The sequence below is a fragment of the Streptomyces fuscichromogenes genome (assembly GCF_014645815.1).
GTDB lineage: Bacteria > Actinomycetota > Actinomycetes > Streptomycetales > Streptomycetaceae > Streptomyces > Streptomyces fuscichromogenes.
In genome coordinates, this window is sequence record NZ_BMML01000016.1 from 57,197 (window position 1) to 81,496 (window position 24,300).

Consider the following 24,300-nt stretch of genomic DNA (forward strand, 5'->3'; position numbering starts at 1 on the left):
GCCACTTAGTAATACAGTAGTTAAGCGCACTATGGTCGGCCATGTCCTCCGTTCCGCGCGGAAAGCGTCGCCCGCGCGCCTCGCACACGGGCGGTCCCCGAAGCGGCTCGACAGCTTCTTCGCCCACGTCACGGCGGGACGTCGCCTGCCCTACGGCGAAACGGCCGTACTGGACGGCAGGCCGGCCCGTATGCTCCGGGCTTTCGGTCTGACAGCACCCCGGGCCCGTCGGCGTGCCCCTGCGGGTCACAGGAGGAGCCGAGGCGACGCCAAGCCGGGCGGGCGGGCCTGGCGCGAGGCGCTGGAAGCACCCGCTCTGCGGGACCAACATCACGTCCTGACCACCGAAGCGGACGCGCAGCCCACCGATACGGGCACGGCGCCCTGTGACGGCCCGAGCCCATCCCGACTCGACCCCACGAGGGACTGCACCGGGACCGCACTGGGACTGCACGCTCTGAACTGGCCTTCCACCGATCTGCTTCCGCGGGACGGAAGTGGTGTTGCGGCACGGCGGCGCCCTTCCGGACGATGCCATCACAGCAGACAGACGGGAGCCGCACGATGCCGCACATGACCGCCTTCGCCAGGAACCAGTGGTACGTAGCCGCCTACAGTCACGAGGTCGGGCGGGAGTTGCTCGGGCGGACGATCCTCGGGGAACCGCTCGTGTTCTACCGGGCGGAGGAGGACGGCGCGCCCGTCGCCCTGAGCGATCGCTGTGTGCACCGCCGCTACCCGCTGTCGGAGAGCGGACTCGACGGTGACCGGATCGTGTGCGGGTACCACGGGTTCACCTACGACCGCACCGGCGCGTGCGTGTACGTGCCGGGGCAGAAGCGCATCCCGCGCACCGCCCGGGTCGCCTCCTACCCGGTGGTCGAGCAGGACTCGCTGGTGTGGGTGTGGGTCGGCGACCCGGCGCTCGCCGACGCGCAGTCCATACCGCGGGCCCGCCACCTCGACTCCCCCGGCTGGACCACCGTGCGCGGCATGGAGCCCATCGACGCCGACTACGGCCTCCTCGTCGACAACCTCCTCGACCTCTCCCACGAGACCTATCTGCACGGCGGTTACATCGGCACCCCCGAGGTCGCCGAGACGCCCATCACGACCGAGGTCGACGAGGGCGCCGGGATCGTCCGGGTCAGCCGGCACATGGACGACGCCGAGTGCCCGCCGTTCTACGCCCGTTCGACCGGGATAGCGGGGCGCATCACCCGTTGGCAGGACATCGAGTACCACGCGCCGTGCCTGTACCTGCTGCACAGCCGGATCGCGCCGGTCGGCGTCCTGCCGGAGGCCGACGGCGGCGACCCGAACGGCTTCCACACCGAGATCACCTACGCGATCACCCCGTCCGCGGACGGCAAGGTGTACGACTTCTGGATGGTCTCCCGGGACTGGGCGACCGGCGACGCCGAGGTCACCGAGTTCCTGCGGAGCAACAACCACACGGTGGTGATGCAGGACGTGGACGCCCTCAACCTCCTGCAGCGGACGCTGGGTTCGGAGCGGGCCGGCTACCAGGAGCTGAGCATCAACATCGACACCGGCGGCCTCGCCGCGCGCCGTATCCTCGGCCGGCTGGTCGAGGAGGGCGACAAGCCGGTGGAGAAGGTCCTGTGAGCGCACCGACCGGTGAGGTCTACCGCATCGACTGGCTGCCGGGCACCGACGTGCTGCACGGCACCTGTCACTGCGGCGCCGAGCACTCCGCCCAGGACCCGGTCGAGATGTGGGAGTGGATGCTCGGCCACCCCGAGGGCCATCAGCTTACGGAGCGCACCTCATGAGCCTGTACGAAGCCGAACTCGTCGTGACGGAACGCGTGTCGGCGGCCGACGGGGTCGTCGCCCTGACCCTGCGGCATCCGCTGGGCGAGGAACTGCCCGGCTGGGATCCCGGAGCGCATGTCGACGTCGTGCTCGGGCCGGAGCTGGAGCGGCAGTTCTCGCTCTGCGGGGATCCCGGGGACCGCTCAGGCTGGCGGGTCGCGGTGCTCAGGGAGCCGGACGGGCGCGGCGGATCCGCCTACGTGCACGAGCAGTTGGGCGTCGGCGACAAGGTGCGGGTACGCGGGCCGCGCAACCACTTCCGGCTCGAACCCGCGCCCCGCTACCGGTTCCTCGCGGGCGGCATCGGTATCACCCCGATCCTGCCGATGCTCGCCGCCGCCGAGGCCGCGGGCGCGGAGTGGACGCTGCTGTACGGCGGGCGGTCCCGACGGTCCATGGCGTTCACCGCCGAGTTGGCGCGGTACGGGGACGAACGGGTCACCGTCGCCCCGCAGGACGAGTCCGGGCTGCTGGACCTGGCCGCCGTACTCGACGACGTCCCGGACGGCACCCTCGTGTACTGCTGCGGTCCTGGGCCGTTGCTGGACGCGGTGGAGGAGCGCTGCCCGGCCGGCGTACTGCGGGTCGAGCGGTTCCAGCCCAAGGCGCAACAGGGGGGCGAGGAGCGGGAGTTCGAGGTGGTCCTCGCGCAGAGCGGTCGTACCCTGACCGTCGCGCCCGGTGTCTCGGTGCTCGACACCGTCCGGGTCGCCGGGGTCGAGGTGCTGTACTCCTGCACCGAGGGCACCTGCGGGACGTGCGAGACGGACGTCCTGGAGGGCGAACCGGAGCACCGGGACTCGGTGCTCACCGAGGAGGAGCGGGCGGCCGGGGAGACCATGCTCATCTGCGTGTCGCGGTGCCGAGGGGCGCGCCTGGTGCTGGATCTGTGATCCGCAGGTCCGCCTCGATCCGTGCCACCGCCGCCAGCAGGTGCGGCAGCAGATCGCGGCGGGCCGCCACGGCGGACATGCGGCCGGAATGCATCGCGAGGGCCGCCCCGGCCACCACCCGGCCGCCCCGGTCCCGGACCGGGGCGGCCAGTGTGCTGACACCGGCCTCGGGATCGCCCTCCAGCAGGGCGCAGTCGGGTGGTGGCCCGTCGGCCAGCAGCACCCGCCCCGCCGCCGTCCCGTGCGCCGGGAAGCGCGCCCCCACCGTGATCGTCGCCGCCATCACCCGCCGGGGCCGGGCGGCGGCGACCGGCACGACGGCATCGCCGTCCAGCAGGCACAGGGCCGCCGACTCCCCTGCCTGCTCGGCGAGTCGGGCCAGATGCGGTTGTGCGAGGTTCGGCAGGTCCAGGCCGCAGAGGTAGGCGTAGCCGAGTTCCAGGACGCGCGGAGTGAGCCGGAAGCTGCGGCCGTCGCAGTGCACATAGCCCAGGTCGGCGAGGGTGAGCAGCAGGCGGCGGGCGGCGGCGCGGGTCAGGTCGCAGGCGCGGGCCACCTCGCTGAGCGTGCGCGCCGGATGCTCGGCGTCGAAGGCCCGGATGACGGCCAGGCCGCGCTCGAAGGACCTGACGAAATGCGGTGCGCGGGCATCCCTCGACATCATCGCCTCCCGGTCCGACACGCGATCCGACACGATCCGGCACCGTCCGAGACACGGTCCGGCACGGAGAACACGGTGAGAGCGCGGTTCGATAACTGTCAACAATTTTGTCAGCTAAACCCATTGACCGGGTCGTACGGCCGGTTCTACCTTCCCGCTGAGCACCAATCGAGCACCAGTGTGCGCACAGCGCACAACGCACAGCCTGTCGGAACACCGTTGTCTGCACAGGAGGAGCCATGCGTCGTCTGCTCGCCGGTCTCGCGACCGGCACCTTCCTGCTCGCCACGGCGGCCTGCGGCTCCTCCGGGGGTTCGTCGTCCACCTCGCCCTCCTCGGGCGGCACCACCACCGTCAAGGTGGGGATCATCCCCATCGTCGACGTGGCGCCCCTCTACCTCGGCCAGAAGGAGGGCTTCTTCAGCAAGCGCGGACTGAAGCTGTCGATGACGCTCGCGCAGGGCGGTGCGGCCATCGTGCCCGGTGTGACGAGCGGTCAGTTCCAGTTCGGCTTCAGCAACATGACCTCGCTGATGATCGCCCAGTCCAACGGCGTGCCGGTGCAGGCGATCGCCAACGGCGTGGCGTCGACGGGCGTGGCCGGCAAGGACTTCGGCGGGCTGGTCGTGAAGAAGGGCAGCAGCATCACGTCGCCGAAGCAGCTGGTGGGCAAGAAGGTCGCCGTCAACACGCTGAAGAACATCAACGAGACCGCCGTACGCGAGTCCGTGCGCAAGGCCGGCGGCGACCCGGACAAGGTGGGCTTCGTCGAGCTCGCCTTCGACCAGATGCCGGCCGCGCTCGACAAGGGCCAGATCGACGCGGCGATGGCCGTCGAACCGGCCCTCGCCACCATGAAGCTCCAGGGCGCCACCGAGATCGCCTCACCGCTGGTCGACGTGGCGAAGAACCTCACCGTCGCCATGTACTTCACCTCGGCCTCCTACGCGCAGAAGAACCCCGGCGTGGTGACCGAGTTCCAGGCCGCCGTGGCGGAGTCGCTGTCCTACGCGGACGCGCACCCGGACGAGGTCCGGCAGATCGTCACCACCTACACCAAGACCCCGGCGGACGTGCTGGCCGAGGTGACCCTGCCCAAGTGGCCCGCGGAGGCCAACCGTTCCTCGATCGAGACGCTGGAGAAGCTCAGCGAGCAGGACGGCCTCTTCAAGACGGCACCCGACCTGGACAAGCTGCTGCCGTGAAGGGTCTGAACACCCTGTTGGGTACGGCCGGTCTCGCGGTCTTCCTCGCCCTGGGCGAGGCGGTGCCGCGGCTCGGCCTGGTCAAGGCGGACTACTTCCCGCCGACCAGCCGGATCGCCCGCGCGCTGGGCACCGAACTCGCCGACGGCGCCTTCTGGTCGGCGCTCGGCGACACCCTGACCGGCTGGGCGGTGGGCCTGGCCGTCGCGGTCGGCGCCGGGGTCGCGGCCGGTGTCGTCGTCTCGGTCGTCCCGCACCTGCGCCAGGCCACCGCGTCCACCGTCGAGTTCCTCCGCCCGATCCCCTCGGTCGCCCTGATCCCCCTCGCGATCCTCCTCTACGGCACCGAACTCCGCTCGGTCCTCCTCCTGGTCGTCTACGCCGCGTTCTGGCAGGTGCTGATCCAGGTGATGTACGGCGTCCAGGACGTCGACCCGGTCGCCGAGGAGACGGCGCGGTCGTACGGTCTCGGCGCCTGGGCCCGGGTCCGCCATGTGCTGTGGCCGACCGCGCTGCCGTACGTGATGACCGGTGTCCGGCTGGCCGCCGCGGTCGCGCTGATCCTCACCATCACCGCCGAACTGGTCATCGGCGCGCCCGGGTTGGGCCAGCAGATCGCGATCGCGCAGGCCTCGCAGGCGGTGCCGGACATGTACGCCCTGATCGTGGTGACCGGGCTGCTCGGGCTGGTCATCAACGTGGGTGCCCGGTCGGTGGAGCGGCGGGCGCTGGCCTGGCACCAGTCGGTGCGCGGGGAGGTGGCGGTGTGAGGGGCGTCCTGCTGCGCGTCGGGTACGTCCTCGCGCTGCCCGCCGTCCTGGTCGCCCTGTGGTGGCTGGCCTCCGACGGCAGCACGAACGTCTACTGGCCACCGCTGCGGACGATCCTGCGGACCTTCCCGGACGTGTGGACCGGGCAGCGGCTCCACGACGACCTGCTGCGCAGTGTGCTGCGGCTGCTCGCCGGGTACGCGACGGCGGCCGTCGCCGGTGTGGCCCTGGGCACGGTCATCGGCTCGTACCGGCGGGTGCGTGCGGTGTGCGAACCGGTGCTGGAGTTTCTGCGGGCGGTGCCGCCGCCGGTGCTCGTCCCGGTCATCATGCTGTTCGCCGGCATCGGCGACACCATGAAGATCGTGGTGATCGCCAGCGGCGGCGTCTGGCCGATCCTGCTCAACACGGTCGAGGGTGTCCGGGCGGTCGACCCGGTGATGGCGGAGACGGCCCGTTCCTACGGCATCACGGGCGCGGCCCGGCTGCGTACGCTGGTACTGCGTTCGGCGAGTCCGCAGATCTTCGCGGGCCTGCGGCAGGCGCTGTCGATCGGAATCATCCTGATGGTCATCAGCGAGATGTTCGCCGCCAGCAACGGACTCGGCTTCGCCATCGTGCAGTTCCAGCGCGGCTTCGCGATCCCCGACATGTGGACCGGGATCCTGCTGCTGGGCCTGCTCGGTTTCGCGCTGTCGGTGGTCTTCCAGGTCGTCGAGCGCCGGGTGCTCGGCTGGTACCACGGGCTGCGCGCGACAACCCGGCGGTCCTGAATGAACCTCGCGAAGGGGCGGTCCATGCTCGACGTACGCGGCCTGAACAAGGTCTACGACGGATCCGGCCGCCGCGTCGAGGCGGTGCGGGACCTCACCTTCACCGTGCCGGCGGGCGAACTCGTCTGTCTGGTCGGCCCGTCGGGCTGTGGCAAGACCACCCTGCTGAAGTGCATGGGCGGCCTGCTCGCTCCGACGGGCGGTGAGGTCCTCCTGGAGGACCGGAAGGTGACCGGCCCGCCGCCCGGGATGGCGTTCGTCTTCCAGGAGTACGGCCGCAGCCTGTTCCCCTGGATGCGGGTCGGCGAGAACGTCGAACTGCCGCTGAAGCAGAAGCGTCTGGGACGTGAGCGGCGCAAGGAGCTGGTCGCCGACGCGCTCGGTTCGGTCGGTCTCGCGGACGCCGCGGGCGCCTACCCATGGCAGCTCTCCGGCGGTATGCAGCAGCGGGTGGCGATCGCCCGCGCCCTCGCCTACGAGCCGCGGGTGCTCCTGATGGACGAGCCGTTCGCCGCCGTCGACGCCCAGACCAGGGCCGATCTCGAGGACCTGGTCCGCGGGTTGTGGCGGGAGCGCGGGATCACCATCCTGTTCGTCACGCACGACATCGACGAGGCGGTCTACCTGGGCCAGCGGGTGATCGTCCTGTCCGCCTCCCCGACCGTCGTCCAGGAGCAGCTGAAGGTCGATCTGCCGGACGACCGCGACCAGTTGCACACGCGGGTGGCCCCGCGCTTCGCCGAGCTGCGGACCCATGTCTACGAGCAGATCCAGGCGGCGAAACGCGGGGTTCCCCGGGGGGAGGACCCGGTCTAGTCGGTCAGCCAGGCCGCCGTGTCCTGCGGCAGCCGGCCTTCGTCGTCCAGCGGGCCGCTGGCGATCAGGAGCCGGGAGCGGGCGGGGAGTTCGGCGGGGGCGGCCGCGAGGTTGACCACGCACGTCACGCCCTCGGCGCGGGTGAAGGCGAGGACGCCCTCGGGGGCGGGCAGCCAGGTCAGCGGGCCGTCACCGAAGCGGGGGCGCAGGGCGATGGCACGCCGGTAGAGGGCGAGCACGGAGTCCGCGTCGTCCTGCTGGCGGTCGACGGCGTACGACTCCCAGCCGGCCGGCTGCGGCAGCCACGGCTCCTCGCCCGCACCGAATCCCGCGTGCGGGGCCCCGGCCGCCCAGGGCAGCGGCACCCGGCAGCCGTCCCGGCCGGGGTCGGTGCCGCCGGACCGGAAGTACATCGGGTCCTGGATGCGGTCGGCCGGGATCCCGGCCTCGGGCAGCCCCAGTTCCTCGCCCTGGTAGACGTAGACAGCGCCGGGCAGCGCCAGGGTCAGCAGGGCGGCCGCGCGGGCCCGGCGGGTCCCGAGGGCGAGGTCCGTCGGGACGCCGAAGGCCTTGGCCGCGAAGTCGAAGCCGGTGTCCTCGCGGCCGTACCGGGTGACCGTACGGGTCACGTCGTGGTTGCACAGCACCCAGGTGGCGGGGGCCCCGACCGGGGCGTGTTCGGCGAGGGTGGTGTCGATGGAGGTCCGCAGCCGGGCCGCGTCCCAGGGGCAGGACAGGAAGGAGAAGTTGAAGGCGGTGTGGAGTTCGTCGGGGCGCAGGTAGCGGGCGAAGCGCTCGGTGTCGGGGAGCCAGACCTCGCCGACGAAGACGCCGTCGTAGTGGTCGGCGACCGCACGCCAGGAGCGGTAGACGTCGTGGAGTTCGTCGCGGTCGACGAAGGGGTGCGGGCGCGGGCGCGTGGCCAGGTCGGGCAGGTCCGGGTCCTTGGCGAGCAGGGCGGCCGAGTCGATGCGGACGCCCGCGACACCCCGCTCGAACCAGAAGCGCAGGATGTCCTCGTGCTCCTGCCGGACGGCCGGGTGCGCCCAGTTGAGGTCGGGCTGTTCCGGGGTGAACAGGTGCAGGTACCACTCGCCGTCCGGCAGCCGGGTCCACACCGGTTCGGTGGAGCCGGCGAACTGCGACGGCCAGTCGTTGGGCGGCAGGTCGCCGCCTGGTCCGCGGCCGGGCCGGAAGTGGAACAGCTCGCGCTCCGGGCTGCCGGGCCCGGCGGTCGACGCGGCCTGGAACCAGGGGTGTTGGTCGGAGACGTGGTTGGGGACGATGTCGACGATCGTCCGGATGCCCAGCTCCCGGGCCTCCGCGATGAGCTTCTCGGCCTCGGCGAGGGTGCCGAAGGCCGGGTCGATGGCCCGGTAGTCGGCGACGTCGTAACCGCCGTCCTTCATCGGTGACGGGTACCAGGGGCTGAACCACAGTGCGTCCACGCCGAGTTCGGCGAGGTAAGGCAGCCTGGCGCGGACGCCCGCGAGGTCGCCGGTGCCGTCGCCGTCGCTGTCGGCGAAGCTGCGGACGTACACCTGGTAGATGACGGCCGAGCGCCACCAGTCGTGGTCCTCGTGGTCCTTCGGGGCATGGCTGGGCTGTCCCACGGTGCGAACCTTTCTGTCGGAGGAAGGGCCGTCAGCCCTTGGTGCTGCCCGCGCTGATCCCGGCGATGATGTGCCGCTGGAAGACGAGGAACAGCGCGACCATCGGGATACTGGCGATCACCATCGCGGCGATGAGCACGGTGAGCTGGATGTTCTGCGACAGCTGGACCAGGGCCACGCTGATGGGCTGCTTGTCGGTGTCGGAGAAGACCATCAGCGGCCACAGGAAGTCCTGCCAGACCGCGACCAGGGCGAAGATCGACACCACCCCGAGCACCGGGCGGGACATGGGCAGCACCACGGACCACAGGACGCGCAGCTTTCCGGCGCCGTCGATCTCGGCGGCCTCCAGCACGTCGCGGGGCAGCTGGTCGAAGAACCGTTTGAGGAGATACAGGTTGAAGGCGTTGGCGACCGCCGGCAGCCAGATGCCGAGCGGGTCGTTGAGCAGGCTGGTGTGGAGGAACGGCAGGTCGGCCGCGGTCAGGTACTTGGGTACGACCAGGGCCTGGGCCGGGACCATCAGGGTGGCCAGGATGCCGCCGAGGATCACCTTGCCGAAGGCCGGCCTCAGCTTCGACAGGGCGTAGGCGGCGGCCGTGCAGAACACCAGCTGGAAGGCCCAGGCGCCGGCGGCCTGCACCACCGTGTTCCACAGGTGCTCCGGGAGCTGCATCAGGTCCCAGGCGTCGGTGTAGCCGGACAGGTGCCAGTGCTCGGGGACGAGGGTGGGCGGGGTCCGGGCGACCTCGTCCGGTGACTTCATCGCGCCGGTCACCATCCAGTACACGGGGAAGAGGAAGGCAAGCGTGAAGAGGACGACGACACCGGTGAAGACGCTCCAGTAGACCGCCCTCCCGCGCGGACGGGCCAGCGTCGCCGGGGAGATCAGGGTGCGGGTGGCGCTGCTCATCCGTCCTCCCCGGAGCGGGTCAGCCGCAGATATCCGGCCGAGAAGACGCCGAGCAGCACCAGGAGCATCACGCTGAGCGCGCAGGCGCCGCCGAAGTCGTCGTAGAGGAAGGCGTACTTGTAGATCAGGTAGAGCACGGTGACCGTGGCGTTCTCCGGGCCGCCCCCCGTGATGACGAACGGTTCGGTGAACACCTGCATGGTGGCGATGATCTGAAGGAGCATCAGCATCAGGATGACGAACCTGGTCTGAGGGATCGTCACATGGCGGATGCGCTGGAGCAGGTCGGCGCCGTCGAGTTCGGCGGCCTCGTAGAGCTCGCCGGGGATGGACTGGAGGGCGGCCAGGTAGATCAGGACGGTGCCGCCCATGTTGGCCCAGGTGGCGACGATCACCAGGGAGACGAGTGCGGTGCCGGTGCCGTTGGTCCAGTTCGAGGTGGGCAGGTGCAGGAAGCGCAGGGTCTCGTTGGCGAGGCCGGCACCCGGGTCGTAGAACCACTTCCACAGCAGGGCGCTGACCACCGGCGGGATCATCACCGGGAGGTAGACCACGACCCGGAAGAACGCCTTGGCGTGCCGGAGTTCGTTGAGGACCAGGGCGAGGACGAAGGGGATCGCGAAGCCGATGAGCAGGGCCAGCAGGGTGAAGGTGAGGGTGTTGCGCCAGGCCGCCGAGAACTCGGGGTCGTGCAGCACCCGGGTGAAGTTGGCGGTGCCGGCCCACTCGGCGGAGGAGCCCGGCGTGTACTTCTGGAAGGAGATCACGACCGCGCGGATCGCCGGGTACCAGGAGAACAGGGCGAAGCAGATCAGTCCGCCGAGCAGGAAGCCGTAGGCACGCGCCTGGTCGAGCAGCCGGCGCCGCCTCCGGTCCCCTGCCGGGGGCGGCGCCGGGGACTGTCGTACGACGACCGCCGCGGGGGCAGGTCGTCGTGCGGCTGTCTTCGTCATCGCGGTCAGCCCCGGGCCAGGATGCCGTTGATCTTGTCGTTGGCGTCCTTGAGGAGCCGGTCGATGTCGGCGTCCTTCTTGGTGAGGACGGCGGAGACGGTGCCGTCGAGGACGGAGTAGATCTGCTGGGCGTCCGGCGGCTCGATCTTCATCTGGAGGGACTGGTTGCCGTCCAGGAACGCCTGGTAGTTCTCCACCGGCACGTTGGCATTGGCCTTCTTGACCGCCTGGTCCCTGGCGTCGGCGGCCCCGGTGAACAGGCGCGGCTCGGGCAGGCCGACGGGCGCGTCGTTCTTCTTGGCGCGGGCGTAGTCGCCGAGGAAGCCGTCGCCGGGGGTGAGGAACATGGAGTCGAGCCACTTGAGGCCGGCGCGGATCTGGGCGGGCGTGTCCTTCTTGTTGAACATGTAGCCGTCGCCGCCGATGAGGGTGCCCTGGCCGCCGGGCATCGGGCCGAGGGCGAGGTCCTTGTAGTTGCCGCCCTTCTCCTTCACCAGGATCGGGATGTTGTCCGGCGCGGAGAGGTACATGCCGAGCTTGCCCGCACCCATCATCTGCTGGACGTCGTTGATGATGAGGAGCTGCTTGCTGCCCATCGAGTCGTCGGTCCAGCGCATGTCGTGCAGGTTCCGCAGGACCGCGTGGCCCTCGGGGGTGTCGACGGTCGCCGACCTGCCGTCGGCCGACACCACGTCGCCGCCCTGCGAGTACAGCTCCGCGGTGAAGTGCCAGCCGCCCTGGTTCTGGGCGCTGTAGTCGGCGTACCCGACGGTGCCGTTGCCGAGCGCGGCGATCTTCTCGGCGTCGGCGCGGACCTCGTCCCAGGTGGTCGGCGGCTGGTCGGGGTCGAGGCCGGCCTGCTGGAAGAGCTTGCGGTTGTAGATCAGGCCCATCGAGTAGCCGGTGCGCGGGATGCCGTAGACCTTGCCGTCGACGGTGTAGATGTCCCGCAGCTGCTTCTGGATGGTGTCGTAGCTCTTCAGGTCCTTGAGATACGGCGTGAGGTCGGCCGCCTGGTTGATGTCCACGACATGCCTGGCGTCGGTGAAGTACGTGTAGAAGACGTCCTCCATCTGGCCGCCGGCCAGCTTGGCGTCGAAGGTCTTCGGGTCCTGGCAGGGGAACGCGTCGTGCGCGACGACGTCGATGTCCGGGTTCTTCTTCTCGAAGTCGGCGATGTCCTGGTCGAAGAACGACCGGTCGACCTTGGCGCTCTTCGGCGGCTCGCAGTTGACGGTGATGCGCGTCCCGCCGCTGCCCGCGCCGTCGTCACCCGACCCGCAGGCCGAGGCGGAGAGCGCGAGCGAGGAACAGACGCCGAACGCGACGAGAGCACGGCGGAACCCGGTGCTGGACATCGGTGGACCCCCCAGAACAGGAGCGGTTGGGCGCCGCACCGGGACCGGTGGGCGCCGCACACTCAAGCACCGGCGACACCGGCGCGCAATATCTCGCGCAGAGTCTGTAATTATTCGACAGCAGATGGGATCTACTGCGGGTCAGGCTTTCGGCGCTTGCGCGGTCGACCCCCTGACGACCAGCTCCGGCTCGAACAGCAGCTCCTCCGCCGGGACCACCGTGCCGCCGATCTGGGCGTTCAGCAGCTCGACGGCGGCCCGGCCCATGGCCTCGATGGGCTGTCGGACGGTGGTGAGCGGGGGCTCGGTGCAGTTCATGAACGCCGAGTCGTCGTAACCGACGACGGAGATCCGGGAGGGGACCCCGTACCCCTTGCGGCGGGCGGCGCGCACGGCGCCCAGCGCAAGGGGGTCGCTGGCGCAGATGATGCCGGTGACACCGCGGTCGATCAGCCGTGACGCGGCCGCGTGGCCGCCCTCGATGGAGAAGATGGCGCGGGCGACGAACTCGTCGGGGACGTCGCCGACCGCCCGCGCGGCGGCCAGTTTCCGGGCCGACGGCATGTGGTCGGCGGGGCCGAGGACGAGGCCGATGCGCTCGTGGCCGAGGGAGGCCAGGTGCCGCCAGGCCTGCTCGACGGCGACGGCGTCGTCACAGGACACGCCCGGGAAGCCGAGGTGTTCGATGGCGGCGTTGACCAGCACCACCGGGATGTTGCGGCCGGCGAGCAGCCGGTAGTGGTCGTGCGGCGCGTCGGCCTGGGCGTAGAGACCGCCGGCGAACACCACGCCGGAGACCTGCTGTTGCAGCAGCAACTCCACGTAGTCCGCCTCGGAGACCCCGCCCTTGGTCTGGGTGCACAGCACCGGGGTGAGGCCGAGCTGGGCCAGGGCGCCGCCGATGACCTCGGCGAACGCCGGGAAGATGGGGTTCTGCAGCTCCGGCAGGACCAGGCCCACGAGCCGGGCGCGCTCACCGCGCAGCTGGGTGGGGCGCTCGTAGCCGAGCACGTCGAGGGCGGAGAGCACCGCCTGCCGGGTCGCCTCGGACACCCCCGGCTTGCCGTTGAGCACCCGGCTGACCGTGGCCTCGCTGACCCCGACCTTTTTGGCCACTTCCGCAAGTCGTCGCGTCATGACCGCAAGCCTAGCGCAAGATACGCAAGCTTTTTGCGTAACGTCACAAGCCCTGGCTCACACCCGGCTGGCGGTCGCCGTGTCCGCCGACAGTCTTTGCGCAACGTAGATCGGGACGACCGACAGCAGGACGAGCACGGCCGCCACCACGTTCACCACCGGAGCCTGCTGTGGGCGGGTCATGTTGTCGAAGATCCACAGGGGCAGCGTCTGGACACCCGGACCCGCGGTGAACGTCGTCACCACGATCTCGTCGAAGGAGAGCGCGAAGGCGAGCAGCCCGCCCGCCAGCAGCGCCGAGCGCACCAGCGGGAAGGTGACGTCGACGAAGGCACGGAAGGTGTCGGCGCCCAGGTCGGCCGCCGCCTCCTCGTAGCTGCCGGAGGTGCGGCGCAGCCGGGCGACGACGTTGTTGAAGACGATCACGACACAGAAGGTGGCGTGCCCGACGACCACGGTGAACAGGCCGAGCCCGACACCGAGCGGTTCCAGGACCGTGCTGAACGCCGAGTTGAGGGCGATGCCGGTGACGATGCCGGGCAGCGCGATCGGCAGGACGACCACGAAGGAGAGGGCGTCCCGGCCGAAGAAGCGGTACCGGGCGACGGCGAACGCGATCAGGGTGCCCAGCACCAGGGCGATCGCGGTGGCGCCGAGCCCCGCCCTGACCGAGGTCCACAGCGCCTCACGGGCCCCGGAACTGTGCCAGGCGGCCGACCACCAGCGGGTGGTCAGACCGGGCGGCGGCCAGCTCGCGCTGCGGTCGGGGCTGAGGGAGTTGACGAGGACCAGCAGCAGCGGCACGTAGATCACCGCGAAGCCGAGGCCGGCGGCGGCGCGCACCGCGATCCGCGCGGAACGGGAGAGTTGCACGGCGGTCTCCTCTACAGGCTGCTCAACGCCCCCGTCCGCCGCATCGCCAGCAGGTACAGCACGATGACGACGACCGGGACGGTGGCGAGGGCGGCGGCCATGGGCAGGTTGAGTTCGATGTTGGCGTAGACGAGGTTGCCGATGAGCTGGGTCTTGCCGCCGACGATCTGCACGGTGATGTAGTCGCCGAGGCTCAGCGAGAACGTGAACACCGATCCGGCGGCCACCGACGGCAGCACCATCGGCAGCACCACGGACCGGAAGGTCCGCCCGGCACGGGCGCCCAGGTCCGCGGACGCGTCCAGCAGGTTGTCGGGCAGCTGCTCCAGCGCGGTGTGGATCGGCAGGATCATGTACGGCAGCCACAGGTAGGTCAGGGTCAGCACAGTGGCCGTGAGCCCGAAGCCCGGCCCGTGCAGCCCGAGGGGCCCCAGCAGCCAGTCGGCGAGGCCGCCCTCGGAGAGGATCAGCCGCCACGCGTACACCTTGACCAGGTAACTCGCCCACAGCGGGGTGAGGATGGCGACCACGAGGAGTGGGCGCCGGCTCGGCCTGGCCACCCGCGCCGTGTAGAAGGCGACCGGGAAGGCGATCACCGCGCACAGGACGGTCACCGCGAGGGCGACGCCGACGCTGCGCAGGATCACCTGCCGGTAGACCGGCGTGGTGAACAGCTCGTGGAAGTTGTCGGCCGACCACACCTTCACCACCTCGGAGGTGAAGGAGTCCGTCGTCCAGAACGCGGAGACGAACAGCACGGCCAGCGAGCCCAGGTAGAGCACGGCCAGCCACAGCAGCGGGGCGGTCAGCAGCAGGGCGAGGCGGAGCCGGGGGCGCCGGTGCAGCGCCCCCGCGGTCCGGGTGAGCAGGGCCATGGGTCAGCCCTTGATCTCGGTCCAGGCCTGCACCCACTTGGCGTACGGCACGCACGTGACGTCGGTGCGGCCGTCCAGGCACTGCTCGATGGGCGTGTTCCAGAAGGCGATGTTCTTCCAGTAGCTCTCGTCGGCCGCGTGGTAGGTCGCGCAGAAGTTCTTGTCGGCGGTCAGGTCGCAGGCCTTGGCGTTGGCCGGGGCCTCGCCGAAGTACTCGGCGACCTCGGCGTTGACCTTCGGGGAGACGATCCAGTTCAGCCACCGGTAGGCGCAGTCGGGGTGCTTGGCCTTGGCGGACACCATCCAGGTGTCGGACCAGCCGGTGGAACCCTCCTTCGGCACGAAGGCCCTGACCTTGGCGCCCTCGCCGGCGGCCAGGTTGGCGATGACCTGCCAGCTGGTGCCGATGACGGAGTCGCCGCTCTTGAAGGCGGAGATCTCCTTGAGGTAGTCGCTCCAGTACTCGCCGATGTCCGCGTTCTGCTTCTTCAGCAGGGCGACGGCGGCGTCGAACTGCTTCTGGTCCAGCGCGTAGGGGTCCTTGATCTTCAACTCCGGCTTGGTGGCCTTGAGGTAGAGAGCCGCGTCGGCGATGTAGATCGGCGAGTCGTAGGCGGTGACATGGCCCTTGTACGTGCCCGCGTCGTCGAAGACGGCCGACCAGGAAGTGGGCGCGGGGCTGACCTTCTCGGTGTTGTACATCAGCAGGTTGGCGCCGCGGCCGTGCGGGATGCCGTACATCTGGCCCTTGACCGAGTTCCAGGCACCGTTCTTCAGGCCGCTGAAGATGTCCTTGTAGTTCGGTACGAGCTTGGTGTTGACCGGGGCCGCGTCGCCGGAGGCGATCAGGCGCAGGGAGGCGTCGCCGGAGGCGGAGACGGCGTCGTACTGGCCCGTCTTCATCAGCTTGACCATCTCGTCGGAGCTGGCGGCGACCTTCGAGTTGACGTGGCAGCCGGTCTGCTTCTCGAAGTCGGTGACCCAGTCGACCTTCGGGTCGTCGGAGCCGTCCTCGACATAGCCGGCCCAGGCGATCAGGTTGACCTCGCCCTCGGACCTGCCCAGCTTGGCGAGGGGCTTGAGGTCGGGCGGGTTGAGGCCGGTCGAGGAGCCGGAGCCGGAGGAACCGCAGGCGGTGGCGGCCAGCAGCAGCGCCGCGCAGGCGGCCGCGGTGAGGGGACGGGTGAGGCGCACGACGTACTCCAGGACGTGAGGAACGACGGGACCGGACATGAAGGACGACGGGACCGGACGTGAGGGACGGCGGGACCGGACATGAAGGACGGCGGATCCGGACGTGAGGGACGGTGGGTGGGTCGGGAACGTCGACGGTGGGTCAGTCGGGGACCTGGACGGTGTGCCGGCGCTGCCAGCGCAGCCGGACGCGGGTGCCGCGGTAGGCGGCGACGTCGTCGGCGGAGGTGTCGAGGTTCTGCTGCAGCGCGGTGAGCCGGCCGCCGCCGTCCAGGTCGACCAGGAAGCGGGTGGCGTCGCCGAGGTAGACCACCTCCGCGACGGTGCCCACGGCGGTGGCGTGGCCTTCCTCGCCCGGGTCGGCGGTCTCCTCGAGGACCCGGATCTTCTCGGGCCGGACGCTGTGGGTGCCGCTCTCGCCGAGCACCCGCAGGGCGGCCTCGCCGGTGAGCAGGTTGGAGGTGCCGACGAAGGAGGCGACGAACGCGGTGGCGGGGCGTTCGTAGATCTCGGCCGGGGTGCCGACCTGTTCGATGCGGCCCTGGTGGAAGACGGCGACGCGGTCGCTCATCGTCAGGGCCTCCTCCTGGTCGTGGGTGACGAAGACGAAGGTGATGCCCACCTCGCGCTGGAGCGCCTTGAGTTCGATCTGCATCTGCTCGCGCAGCTTGAGGTCGAGGGCGCCGAGGGGTTCGTCGAGGAGCAGGACGCGGGGGCGGCCGACGAGGGCGCGGGCGAGGGCCACGCGCTGCCGCTGGCCGCCGGAGAGCTGGGAGGGGCGGCGGCCGCCGAATCCTTCGAGGCGGACCTCGGCGAGGGCCTTGCGGGCCCGGACCAGGCGTTCGGCCTTGGGGACCCGGCGGACCCTGAGGGAGTAGGCGACGTTCTGCTCGACGGTCATGTGCGGGAACAGGGCGTAGTCCTGGAAGACGGTGTGCACGTCCCGTTCGAAGGGGGCGCGGCGGGTCACGTCCTGTCCGGCGAGTTCGATCGTGCCCGAGGTGGGGCTCTCGAAGCCCGCGACCATGCGCAGGACCGTGGTCTTGCCGGAGCCGGAGGGGCCCAGCATCGAGAAGAACTCGCCGTCCCGGATCTCCAGGTCGACCCCGGCCACGGCGCTCGTGTCGCCGAACGACTTCCGCAGATCCCGCAACCGGATCGCACTGGCCTCCATGGGCGGGAACCTTTCTGCCGCTCTCTTGCGTTGCACCTGGTGACCGGAAAGATATGAAGTCATAGTTCAGAGCTCAAGACCCTTCCGAGGTAAAGCTTGGGTCAACGCATAGGGTGGTGGGCCGTGAGACAGCACCAGACGGACGGCGGCGCCCGAAAGGCCGTGTTCGCCCCGGTGGACAGCGGGGCCCGGGTCGCCGCCGTGGTCCGCCGGATCGGCGACGCCATCGAACTCGGCCTGCTCGCCGACGGGGAGCAGCTGCCCGGTGAGACCGAGCTGGCCGGACAGCTCGGGGTGTCCACGGTGACCCTGCGGGAGGCGCTGATGGCGCTGCGCCAGCAGGGGCTGGTGGTCACCCGCCGGGGCCGGGGCGGCGGCAGCTTCGTGTCCTCCCCCGAGGTGCCCGACCGGGAGCGGCTCGTCGAGCGGCTGCGCGACTGGAGCCCCGAGGAGCTGCGCGACCTCGGCGACCACTGGGCGGCACTGTCCGGCACCGCCGCCGGTCTCGCCGCGCAGCGCACCGAGGACCACGACCTCGACCAGCTCCGCCGGACCACCGAGGCGCTGCGCGGGGCGCCGGACGCGGCGGCGCGCAGCCGGGTGTACGGCCGCTTCCACGTGGAGCTGGCCGCCGCCGCCCAGTCGGCCCGGCTCACCCGGGAACAGGTCGCGCTCCAGACGGAGATCGGGGCGCTGCTGTGCCTTGTGCTCGGCGACGACGAATATCGTGAAGAGGTGGCGGACCGTCACCGGTCCGTAATCTCCGCCGTGCAGGATGGGGCGCACGCATCGGCCAGGGAGCTGGCCGAGCGGTGCGTACGGGACTCGACGGCACGGCTCATCGCCCTGCGGCTGGCCCTGTAGCCGCACCCCGCCCGCTCCCCCGTCCGCTGGAGGGCACCATGAGCCGCAGCACCGTCCCCTCCGGCCCGGCCGCGGCCACGCTCGACGCCGCCGAGGAGTACGTGGCCGAGCGGGTGGGCCACGCCCTGGAGTCGGTGTTCGAGGCCGTCGCGGCCACCCGCGCCGACACGGCCGCGCTGCTGGCCCGGGTGGCCGCGCAGGGCCGTCGGCCGGTGACCGCGGACCTGGCCGCGCTCCGTCCCGGGCTGCATCTGCGCCTGACCCGGCAGGAGTTGGTCTCCGGCGTCGGGTTCGTGGCCGCGCCCGGCGTGCTGGCCGACGTCCCGGCGTGGCTGGAGTGGTGGCAGAGCGACGCCGGCGGGGACGTACGGCCGCTGCTGCTCGACCTCGACCCGCGCACCTCGGCCTACTCGGACTACACGCACTGGGATTGGTTCGCGCTGCCCCGGGACAGCGGGCGGCGCGCGGTGGCCGGGCCGTACGTCGACTACCTCTGCTCGGACGAGTACAGCCTCACGCTGTCCGCGCCGGTGGAGGCGGGCGGCCGGTTCCTGGGCGTGGCCGCGGCCGACGTGTATCTGCGGCACTTCGAGGCGGCCGCGCTGCCGCTGCTGCGCGAACTGCCCGGTCCCGCGCGGCTGGTCAACGCCCGCGGCCGGGTGGCGGCGTCGGCGGACCCGGCACAGCTGGCCGGTTCGCTGACCAGGGGACCGGACTTCGCGGCGGTACTGGAGAGCGGCCGGCCGGCCATGTCCGACGGACTACGACTGATGCCGTGCCGGGGCGTGCCACTGGTCCTGGTCGTGGCGGGCGGCTGAGCCGGCGGCGGGGTGGCGTCCGGCCCGGCGCCGTCGGCGACCTGAACGCCGACGGTGCCGGGTCAGCCTTCGGGGGCCGGGACGACGGTCAGATGGGCGCCCAGGCCGCCGGGCCGGCGGGAGCGGCGCGGGGCGGTGGCGGGGCGGGGAGCGGCGCGCAGCACCAGGGTGTAACGCGCGTAGCCCATGTCCTGAAGGGTCTTGGGGGTCTCGCCGACCACCCGGCACTCGGTGGCGCCCAGCAGCGGATCCGGGTGCAGCAGCAGCCGGACCGCCCCGTCGAGCTGTGCGCCGTCCTCGCCGACCGCGCGCAGCCAGTGCGGCAGCCCCTGCCGGAAGGCGGCCTCCATGATGGGGTCCTGGGCGATCTCCCGGCGGATCGCCTGGAGTTCGTGGTCGTGGCCGTACCGCTCCAGGGTGGTCTTGAACTGCGCCAGCAGCGGCAGGCACCAGCCCGCCTCGTGGGCGCCGAGAATCGTTCCGGCGTCCGGATGGAACAGGACGAAACGGAGGAAGTTGTCCCCGGGCATCGCGGTGGGATGCGGGGCGACCGCCCGGAAAAGTGTCTCGAACGCGCCGTTGGCCAGCACCACGTCCCAGCGGTGGTCCACCACCAGGGACGGGAAGGGGACCGCGTCCAGCAGTAACGCGTAGTCCTGGAGATACGCCTGGGCCTCCAGGCCCTCGGGGACCGGCCGCGGCGCCGGCCGCCGCCCACCTGCCTGATATGCCATCGGGAGGTCACCCCTCTTGCCTATGCGGCCTTCTCGCGGCGATGTGATCCTGCTGCCCCACCCTGAGTCATGTCAACTATCGTGGCATTTCATGCCTGTTGACGTCCGAAATTGGCCACAGTTGTGGCGAGACCTGGATGTGAGTTCGAACGACCCGCTAATCTCCGGGGGGTCCGTGCCGGAAGGTTCACGGCGAAGTTCACGGCGATGCTTGTGAGAAGCCCCTGATTCCCCTGAGAGACGTAGGAGTTCTGTCGGTGACGGATGGCTACGAGGATCCGGGCGCCGCGGCGACCGCCCAGCTGCCGGCCGCCGTCGCCCGCGTCACCGCGCTCGCCGACCGGCTCGGCGTCCCGCACGCCGAGGTCTTCCACGTCGGACGGCTCTCCTACGCCTGCGGTGTTCCCGAGTCGGTGGTCAGGGCCCTGCTGAGCGGCCGGCCCGCGGGCGAGCCGGACGTCCAGGCCCGCTTCCTGCAACGCCTCGACCTGCTGCGCCGCACCCGGCTCAAACCGAACGGCCGCAAGCACACCCAGCAGGAGATCGCCGACGGCGCGGGCATGTCCCGGCAGCAGGCCGGCGCCCTGATCAACGGTGACCGGCGGCCGACCATGGAGCACTGCGACGCCCTCCAGCGCTTCTTCCGGGTGCACGCCGGCTTCCTCACCGCCGAGGACCCCGAGGCGCTCGCCGGTGCCCTCCAGCGCGTCGAACAGGAACTGCTCCAGAAGCTGGCCGACCGGGAGCGGGCCGCGGCCGGGGCGGCCGAGGACCCGCTGGAGCGGCTGCTCCAGGACCACGGAGTGCGCGGTATCGCCTGGCGGGCCGCCCAGCTGCCCACCGACCAGCACCGGGACAAGGTCGCGGAATGGCTGGACATGCTCCTGGAGAGCGTCAAGCGGCCCGAGTCGTGAGCCGAGGGAGAAGAGTGGGCATCGGCAGGGACATGCGTCGGCTGAGCGGTGAGCTGGTCGGGGAGCTGACCATGCCCGCGCCCGCCCCGCCGCAGGAGCTGTACCGGGCGCTGTGCGACGCGCTCAGCCGCCGTCGCGGTCGTCCCGTGCAGTTCCGTACGGCGGTCTTCCCGCCCGGCACGGCCAGCGGACTCTGGCTCGACCTGGCCGACCGCGACCTGGTCGTCGTCGAGGAACGCACCGTGCCCGACCACCAGTTGGTGATCCTCGGCCACGAGCTGTGGCACATGCACGCCGAGCACAGCGGTCACGACATCGACGGGGTCGGGGTGGCCGCCCGGCTCCTCGGCGCGGCGGCCGGCCCGGGTACCGGCGCCGAGGCCGACCAGGCGGCGCTGCAGGCGGCGCTCCAGGCCGCCGTCCAGCGGGTGGCCGCCCGCACCCGCTTCGACCGGGCCGAGGAACGGGACGCGGAGACCTTCGGGCTGCTGCTGGCCAGCAAGTGCCGGACCTGGCTCGCCGGTTCGGCCCTGCGCGGCCCGGTGCGCCGGCACGACGTGGCGGGCCGCATCGAGGTCTCGCTGGGGTACCTGGGGAAGTAGGCGTGGCGGCCTCGGGGCCGTGCCCGGCGCGGCACGGGCTCAGGTGGCGCTGCGCTCGCTCGCCTCGCGCAGGTCCGGCTGCCCCACCGGGCCGTGGCCCGGGGCGGGGCGGCCGTCCACGAGCAGGGTGCGCCAGTGCTCACGGCTCCAGTCCGCCGGGGCGGTGGCCGCGGTGAACTCCTGGACCAGGGCGACGAACCGGGCCGGGTCGGCGTGGAACGGGAAGTGTCCGGCGCCCTCGAAGATCTCCAGCCGGGCGCCGGGCATCGCCTCACGGGCGCGGTGGGCGTGCCGTACCGGGACCACGCTGTCGCGGTCGCCCCACAGGAGCATGGTCGGCATGCCCTCGGTGAGATAGCAGCGGTCCAGCATGGTGACGACCTGGCCGCGCCAGTCGACGACCGCGCGCAGGGTGCGGATGAAGGCGTTGCGGGAGGTCTCGTCGGGGAGCGCGTCGACCAGGGTGAGCAGTTCCGGGGCGTCCTGGCCGAGGCCGGTGTCCAGGAGTCTCAGCAGGCGCACGGCCAGGCCCACCTGGAGGCGCATACCGGGCAGCCGCAGCGCGGACAGCGCCAGATGGGCGCCCGGCAGCGAGACGAGCCGGAGCACCGGGTTGACCTCGCGGCCCACCCCGCCCGCGCTGACCAGGATGAGCCGCTCGGTGCGCTCGGGGAACTGGTAGGCGAACTGCATCGCGACTCCCCCGCCCAGCGAGTGCCCGAGCAGGGTCGCGGACTCGATGCCCAGGGTGGTCAGCAGATCCCGCACCCCGTTGGCGTAGGCGGCGACCGAGTAGTCGGCCCGGGGCTTGTCCGACTCGCCGTGGCCGAGCAGGTCGGGGGCGATCACGGTGTGGGTGCGGGCGAGGTCGGGGATGAGCCGTGCCCAGGTCGCCGAGGAGTCCCCGATGCCGTGGATGAGGACCAGGGCGGGCCCGTCGCCGGCGATGCGGTAGGCACGCCGGTAGCCGTGCACGACCCGGTGGTGCGCCACCAGTTCCCCGTCGCCCACCGGGCGCAGGTGCGCGGTGCGCTGCGGACGGCTGGGCATCGCTTCTGACACGGCTCGGCCTCCCCCGCTGTCCGGGCTCGCTGCGGCCCGGCCGGAATCCCCTTCGGTCAGGGTAGGAAGACATGCCTCCCGGGGAGTTTCGGTGAGGTTTCACCTCGGCTAAGCGGGCGAACCGGGGCCGGGCGCGGGGGCGTTGTCAGTGGCGGACGGCAAGCTGGGGGTGCGCACCGCACACCCGGTGCGCCCGCGCCGTCCGGGCGCGTGACCACGACGACCGACGGGGAGAGCCGACCGATGCACACCGCCGTACTGACCGACCGTGAACGCGCCGCCGTCCAGGCCTATCTGCGGCTGCTGCACACCGTGCGCGCGGCCTTCGACGGGCCGCCCGGGAGCCCTCGCCCCGTCCTGGTGCCGCCGGCCGTGCTCGCCGAGGCCGAGGAGGCCCTGGCCGGGGCCGGACTCGCGGGCAACGAGGAGGCGTTCTTCCGGCTGCTGCACGACTGGTGCCCACCCACCTGAGCCGGCGCGGCGCGTCAGGGGTGCGGCACCACCACGGCCGAGGTCAGCATGGAGTGCCCCACGCTCCAGCGGCCCTCGAAGACCTCCAGCCGCCGCCCGCCGACCTCCGGGCCCGGGACGAGGAGGTGGGCACGCAGGATGCCGTGCGGCCGCTCACCGGGCTCCGGGACGAGCTCTATGTCGGCCTCCATGAAGTCCAGCCACTGCCCGGTGAGGGGGAACCACGCCTTGTAGACGGATTCCTTGGCGCTGAACAGCAGGCGGTCCCAGTGCACGGCGGGCAGTTCGGCCGCGAGCAGCGCGAGCCGCTGCCGCTCCGCGGGCAGCAGCACGGACTCGGCGACGCCCTCGGGGAGCGCGGCGTGCGGTTCGGCGTCGATACCCAGGGAGGCCAGGTCGGTGGCGCGGACCAGGGCGGCGGCGCAGTAGCCCTCGCAGTGGGTCATGCTGCCGATCAGCCCGGCGGGCCAGCGCGGGGCGCCGCGCTCTCCCCTCACGACGGGCTGCGGCGGGACCCCGAGCTTCTCCATGGCGCGCCGGGCGCAGGCACGTACGGCGGCGTACTCCCGGCGGCGCTTGGGCACGGCACGGGCGATCTGTGCCGCCTCCTCGGGGTAGAGCGGGGCCTCGTGGATGGCCTCGTCACCGAGCATCTCCACGGCCACCACCGAGTCCGGGAGCAGCTCCTCGATCACCGGTTCCGACCTCCATCGGCAGAATGCGGCGCAGCCGGCCCGGTTCCTCGGAACGCTTGCGCCACTCGCGGGGATATCCCACGGAGACCTCTTCGAAGCGGACCCCGTCGTGCCAGGTGGTCCGGGGGATGTGCAGATGACCGTAGACCATGGTCCGGACGCGGAACCGGCGGTGCCAGTCCGCGGTGCGGGTGGTGCCGCACCACATGGCGAACTCCGGGTACCAGAGCACGTCGGTGGGGTGCCGGTCCAGCGGGTAGTGCCCGGCCAGCACGGTCGGCAGGTCCTCGGGCAGTTCGGCGAGCCGGCGCTCGGTGGCCTCGATCCGGGCCCGGCACCAGTCCTCGCGGGTCGGGTAGGGGTCGGGGTGCAGGAGGTACTCGTCGTTGCAGACGATGCCGGTGCCGTGCGCGTAGGCGAGGCCCTCCTCCTTGGTGGCGCAGCCCGCCGGCAGGAAGGAGTAGTCGTACAACAGGAACAGCGGTGCCACGACGACCGGGCCGCCCGGTCCCGTCCAGACCGGGTACGGGTCCTCGGGGGTGACCACGCCCAGTTCCCGGCAGAGGCCGACGAGGTGCTCGTAGCGGGCGACTCCGCGCAGGGTGACCGGGTCCTTGGGGTGGGTCCACAGGTCGTGGTTCCCGGGCGCCCACAGCACCCTGCGGAAGCGGCCGGCGAGCGTCTCCAGCGTCCAGCGGATGTCGGCGACGGTCTCCGCGATGTCACCGGCGACGATCAGCCAGTCCTCGTCCGTTTCCGGACGCATCTTCTCGACGAGCTCGCGGTTCTCCGGGTACGAGATGTGCAGGTCGCTGATGGCCAGCAACTGCCCGGCACCGGCCGTGGACTCCACCCCGTACCCCTTCCGATCATGTCGTCGTCCCCCACCACAACACATGTCGGGGGCCGGAACAAGGGCACCCCGCCGGGCGCGGGACCGGGATCGGGACCGGGGATCGGAGTCGTCAAGGAAACCGCCGCGGACGGTGCAGGAAAACGCGCGTGGACAGTACGGGGAAATCCGTAACACTCGCGTTGCACGCGGGGCCCCTCGAAAGCCGTATGATCCCCCCAACACCACCGCCACGAACTTC

At 71.3% G+C, this 24,300-nt stretch carries 26 protein-coding genes; 12 read left to right on the plus strand and 14 right to left on the minus strand.

Annotated elements, in window-relative coordinates; genetic code table 11:
- The first annotated feature begins 564 nt into the window (after nt 1-564).
- From IEZ11_RS30690 to IEZ11_RS30700, 3 genes are read left to right on the plus strand one after another with little or no spacing between them, the layout of a single operon-like run.
- Nucleotides 565-1,629, plus strand: a complete 1,065-nt coding sequence (locus IEZ11_RS30690; RefSeq protein WP_189266181.1) for a Rieske 2Fe-2S domain-containing protein — start codon at nt 565-567, stop codon at nt 1,627-1,629.
- On the plus strand, nt 1,626-1,796 hold the full coding sequence (locus IEZ11_RS30695) for a hypothetical protein (protein WP_189266182.1): 171 nt from the start codon (nt 1,626-1,628) through the stop codon (nt 1,794-1,796). Before IEZ11_RS30690 ends, IEZ11_RS30695 begins: the two co-directional genes overlap by 4 nt.
- Entirely contained in the window at nt 1,793-2,731 is a 939-nt protein-coding gene (locus IEZ11_RS30700; protein ID WP_189266183.1) for a PDR/VanB family oxidoreductase, read from the plus strand. Before IEZ11_RS30695 ends, IEZ11_RS30700 begins: the two co-directional genes overlap by 4 nt.
- On the opposite strand, the gene IEZ11_RS30705 is transcribed toward IEZ11_RS30700, so the two are convergent.
- The gene (locus tag IEZ11_RS30705; RefSeq protein ID WP_189266319.1) at nt 2,682-3,392 is read right to left on the minus strand and encodes an IclR family transcriptional regulator domain-containing protein; all 711 of its coding nucleotides are present in this window, start codon (nt 3,390-3,392) and stop codon (nt 2,682-2,684) included. The genes IEZ11_RS30700 and IEZ11_RS30705 overlap by 50 nt on opposite strands.
- 239 nt (nt 3,393-3,631) lie before the next feature.
- On the opposite strand from IEZ11_RS30705, the gene IEZ11_RS30710 reads away from it, so the two are divergent.
- From IEZ11_RS30710 to IEZ11_RS30725, 4 genes are read left to right on the plus strand one after another with little or no spacing between them, the layout of a single operon-like run.
- Entirely contained in the window at nt 3,632-4,597 is a 966-nt protein-coding gene (locus IEZ11_RS30710) for an ABC transporter substrate-binding protein (protein ID WP_189266184.1), read from the plus strand.
- Nucleotides 4,594-5,367 (plus strand): ABC transporter permease, encoded by a 774-nt coding sequence (locus IEZ11_RS30715; RefSeq protein WP_189266185.1) that lies wholly within the window; start codon nt 4,594-4,596, stop codon nt 5,365-5,367. Before IEZ11_RS30710 ends, IEZ11_RS30715 begins: the two co-directional genes overlap by 4 nt.
- Nucleotides 5,364-6,140, plus strand: a complete 777-nt coding sequence (locus IEZ11_RS30720) for an ABC transporter permease (protein ID WP_189266186.1) — start codon at nt 5,364-5,366, stop codon at nt 6,138-6,140. Before IEZ11_RS30715 ends, IEZ11_RS30720 begins: the two co-directional genes overlap by 4 nt.
- Nucleotides 6,141-6,164: 24 nt before the next feature.
- A complete protein-coding gene (locus IEZ11_RS30725) occupies nt 6,165-6,956 on the plus strand; it encodes an ABC transporter ATP-binding protein (RefSeq protein ID WP_229713456.1) in 792 nt (263 codons plus the stop codon).
- Here IEZ11_RS30725 and IEZ11_RS30730 read toward each other — a convergent pair.
- The 9 genes from IEZ11_RS30730 to IEZ11_RS30770 form a co-directional block, all read right to left on the minus strand.
- Entirely contained in the window at nt 6,953-8,569 is a 1,617-nt protein-coding gene (locus tag IEZ11_RS30730) for a glycoside hydrolase family 13 protein (RefSeq protein ID WP_189266188.1), read from the minus strand. The two genes, IEZ11_RS30725 and IEZ11_RS30730, sit on opposite strands and share 4 nt — an antisense overlap.
- Before the next feature lie 31 nt (nt 8,570-8,600).
- Nucleotides 8,601-9,482 (minus strand): carbohydrate ABC transporter permease, encoded by an 882-nt coding sequence (locus IEZ11_RS30735; protein ID WP_189266189.1) that lies wholly within the window; start codon nt 9,480-9,482, stop codon nt 8,601-8,603.
- Entirely contained in the window at nt 9,479-10,435 is a 957-nt protein-coding gene (locus IEZ11_RS30740) for a carbohydrate ABC transporter permease (RefSeq protein ID WP_189266190.1), read from the minus strand. Before IEZ11_RS30740 ends, IEZ11_RS30735 begins: the two co-directional genes overlap by 4 nt.
- Before the next feature lie 5 nt (nt 10,436-10,440).
- Entirely contained in the window at nt 10,441-11,793 is a 1,353-nt protein-coding gene (locus IEZ11_RS30745; protein WP_189266191.1) for an ABC transporter substrate-binding protein, read from the minus strand.
- 141 nt (nt 11,794-11,934) lie between these two features.
- On the minus strand, nt 11,935-12,930 hold the full coding sequence (locus tag IEZ11_RS30750; RefSeq protein ID WP_189266192.1) for a LacI family DNA-binding transcriptional regulator: 996 nt from the start codon (nt 12,928-12,930) through the stop codon (nt 11,935-11,937).
- A gap of 57 nt (nt 12,931-12,987) precedes the next feature.
- Nucleotides 12,988-13,803 (minus strand): ABC transporter permease, encoded by an 816-nt coding sequence (locus tag IEZ11_RS30755; RefSeq protein WP_189266193.1) that lies wholly within the window; start codon nt 13,801-13,803, stop codon nt 12,988-12,990.
- An 11-nt stretch (nt 13,804-13,814) separates the two neighbouring features.
- Complete coding sequence (locus IEZ11_RS30760) at nt 13,815-14,678, minus strand: ABC transporter permease (RefSeq protein WP_189266194.1); 864 nt, start codon at nt 14,676-14,678, stop codon at nt 13,815-13,817.
- 3 nt (nt 14,679-14,681) lie between these two features.
- A complete protein-coding gene (locus IEZ11_RS30765; RefSeq protein ID WP_229713457.1) occupies nt 14,682-15,911 on the minus strand; it encodes an ABC transporter substrate-binding protein in 1,230 nt (409 codons plus the stop codon).
- Nucleotides 15,912-16,014: 103 nt separating this feature from the next.
- Nucleotides 16,015-17,046 (minus strand): ABC transporter ATP-binding protein, encoded by a 1,032-nt coding sequence (locus IEZ11_RS30770; protein ID WP_189266195.1) that lies wholly within the window; start codon nt 17,044-17,046, stop codon nt 16,015-16,017.
- A gap of 123 nt (nt 17,047-17,169) precedes the next feature.
- Between IEZ11_RS30770 and IEZ11_RS30775 the strand changes: the two genes are divergently transcribed.
- Entirely contained in the window at nt 17,170-17,910 is a 741-nt protein-coding gene (locus tag IEZ11_RS30775; RefSeq protein WP_189266196.1) for a FadR/GntR family transcriptional regulator, read from the plus strand.
- A 38-nt stretch (nt 17,911-17,948) separates the two neighbouring features.
- Nucleotides 17,949-18,728: a cache domain-containing protein gene (locus tag IEZ11_RS30780; RefSeq protein WP_189266197.1), complete on the plus strand. Its 780-nt coding sequence runs from the start codon at nt 17,949-17,951 to the stop codon at nt 18,726-18,728.
- A 62-nt stretch (nt 18,729-18,790) separates the two neighbouring features.
- Here IEZ11_RS30780 and IEZ11_RS30785 read toward each other — a convergent pair whose 3' ends face one another.
- Nucleotides 18,791-19,462 carry an MmyB family transcriptional regulator gene (locus tag IEZ11_RS30785; RefSeq protein WP_189266198.1) on the minus strand — a complete coding sequence of 224 codons (672 nt, stop codon included), beginning with the start codon at nt 19,460-19,462 and terminating at the stop codon, nt 18,791-18,793.
- Nucleotides 19,463-19,719: 257 nt separating this feature from the next.
- On the opposite strand from IEZ11_RS30785, the gene IEZ11_RS30790 reads away from it, so the two are divergent.
- Entirely contained in the window at nt 19,720-20,376 is a 657-nt protein-coding gene (locus IEZ11_RS30790; RefSeq protein ID WP_189266199.1) for a helix-turn-helix domain-containing protein, read from the plus strand.
- A gap of 32 nt (nt 20,377-20,408) precedes the next feature.
- Nucleotides 20,409-20,978, plus strand: coding sequence for a M48 family metalloprotease (locus IEZ11_RS30795; protein WP_189266321.1), 570 nt, complete (start codon nt 20,409-20,411; stop codon nt 20,976-20,978).
- Nucleotides 20,979-21,017: 39 nt separating this feature from the next.
- Here the strand turns inward: IEZ11_RS30795 and IEZ11_RS30800 are convergent, their stop codons facing one another.
- Complete coding sequence (locus IEZ11_RS30800) at nt 21,018-22,028, minus strand: alpha/beta fold hydrolase (RefSeq protein ID WP_189266322.1); 1,011 nt, start codon at nt 22,026-22,028, stop codon at nt 21,018-21,020.
- Between the two features lie 255 nt (nt 22,029-22,283).
- On the opposite strand from IEZ11_RS30800, the gene IEZ11_RS30805 reads away from it, so the two are divergent.
- On the plus strand, nt 22,284-22,511 hold the full coding sequence (locus tag IEZ11_RS30805) for a hypothetical protein (protein ID WP_189266323.1): 228 nt from the start codon (nt 22,284-22,286) through the stop codon (nt 22,509-22,511).
- 14 nt (nt 22,512-22,525) lie between these two features.
- Here IEZ11_RS30805 and IEZ11_RS30810 read toward each other — a convergent pair whose 3' ends face one another.
- Nucleotides 22,526-23,206 carry a 4'-phosphopantetheinyl transferase family protein gene (locus IEZ11_RS30810; RefSeq protein WP_189266200.1) on the minus strand — a complete coding sequence of 227 codons (681 nt, stop codon included), beginning with the start codon at nt 23,204-23,206 and terminating at the stop codon, nt 22,526-22,528.
- Nucleotides 23,154-24,059: a metallophosphoesterase family protein gene (locus IEZ11_RS30815; protein ID WP_189266201.1), complete on the minus strand. Its 906-nt coding sequence runs from the start codon at nt 24,057-24,059 to the stop codon at nt 23,154-23,156. Before IEZ11_RS30815 ends, IEZ11_RS30810 begins: the two co-directional genes overlap by 53 nt.
- Nucleotides 24,060-24,300: the final 241 nt, after the last annotated feature.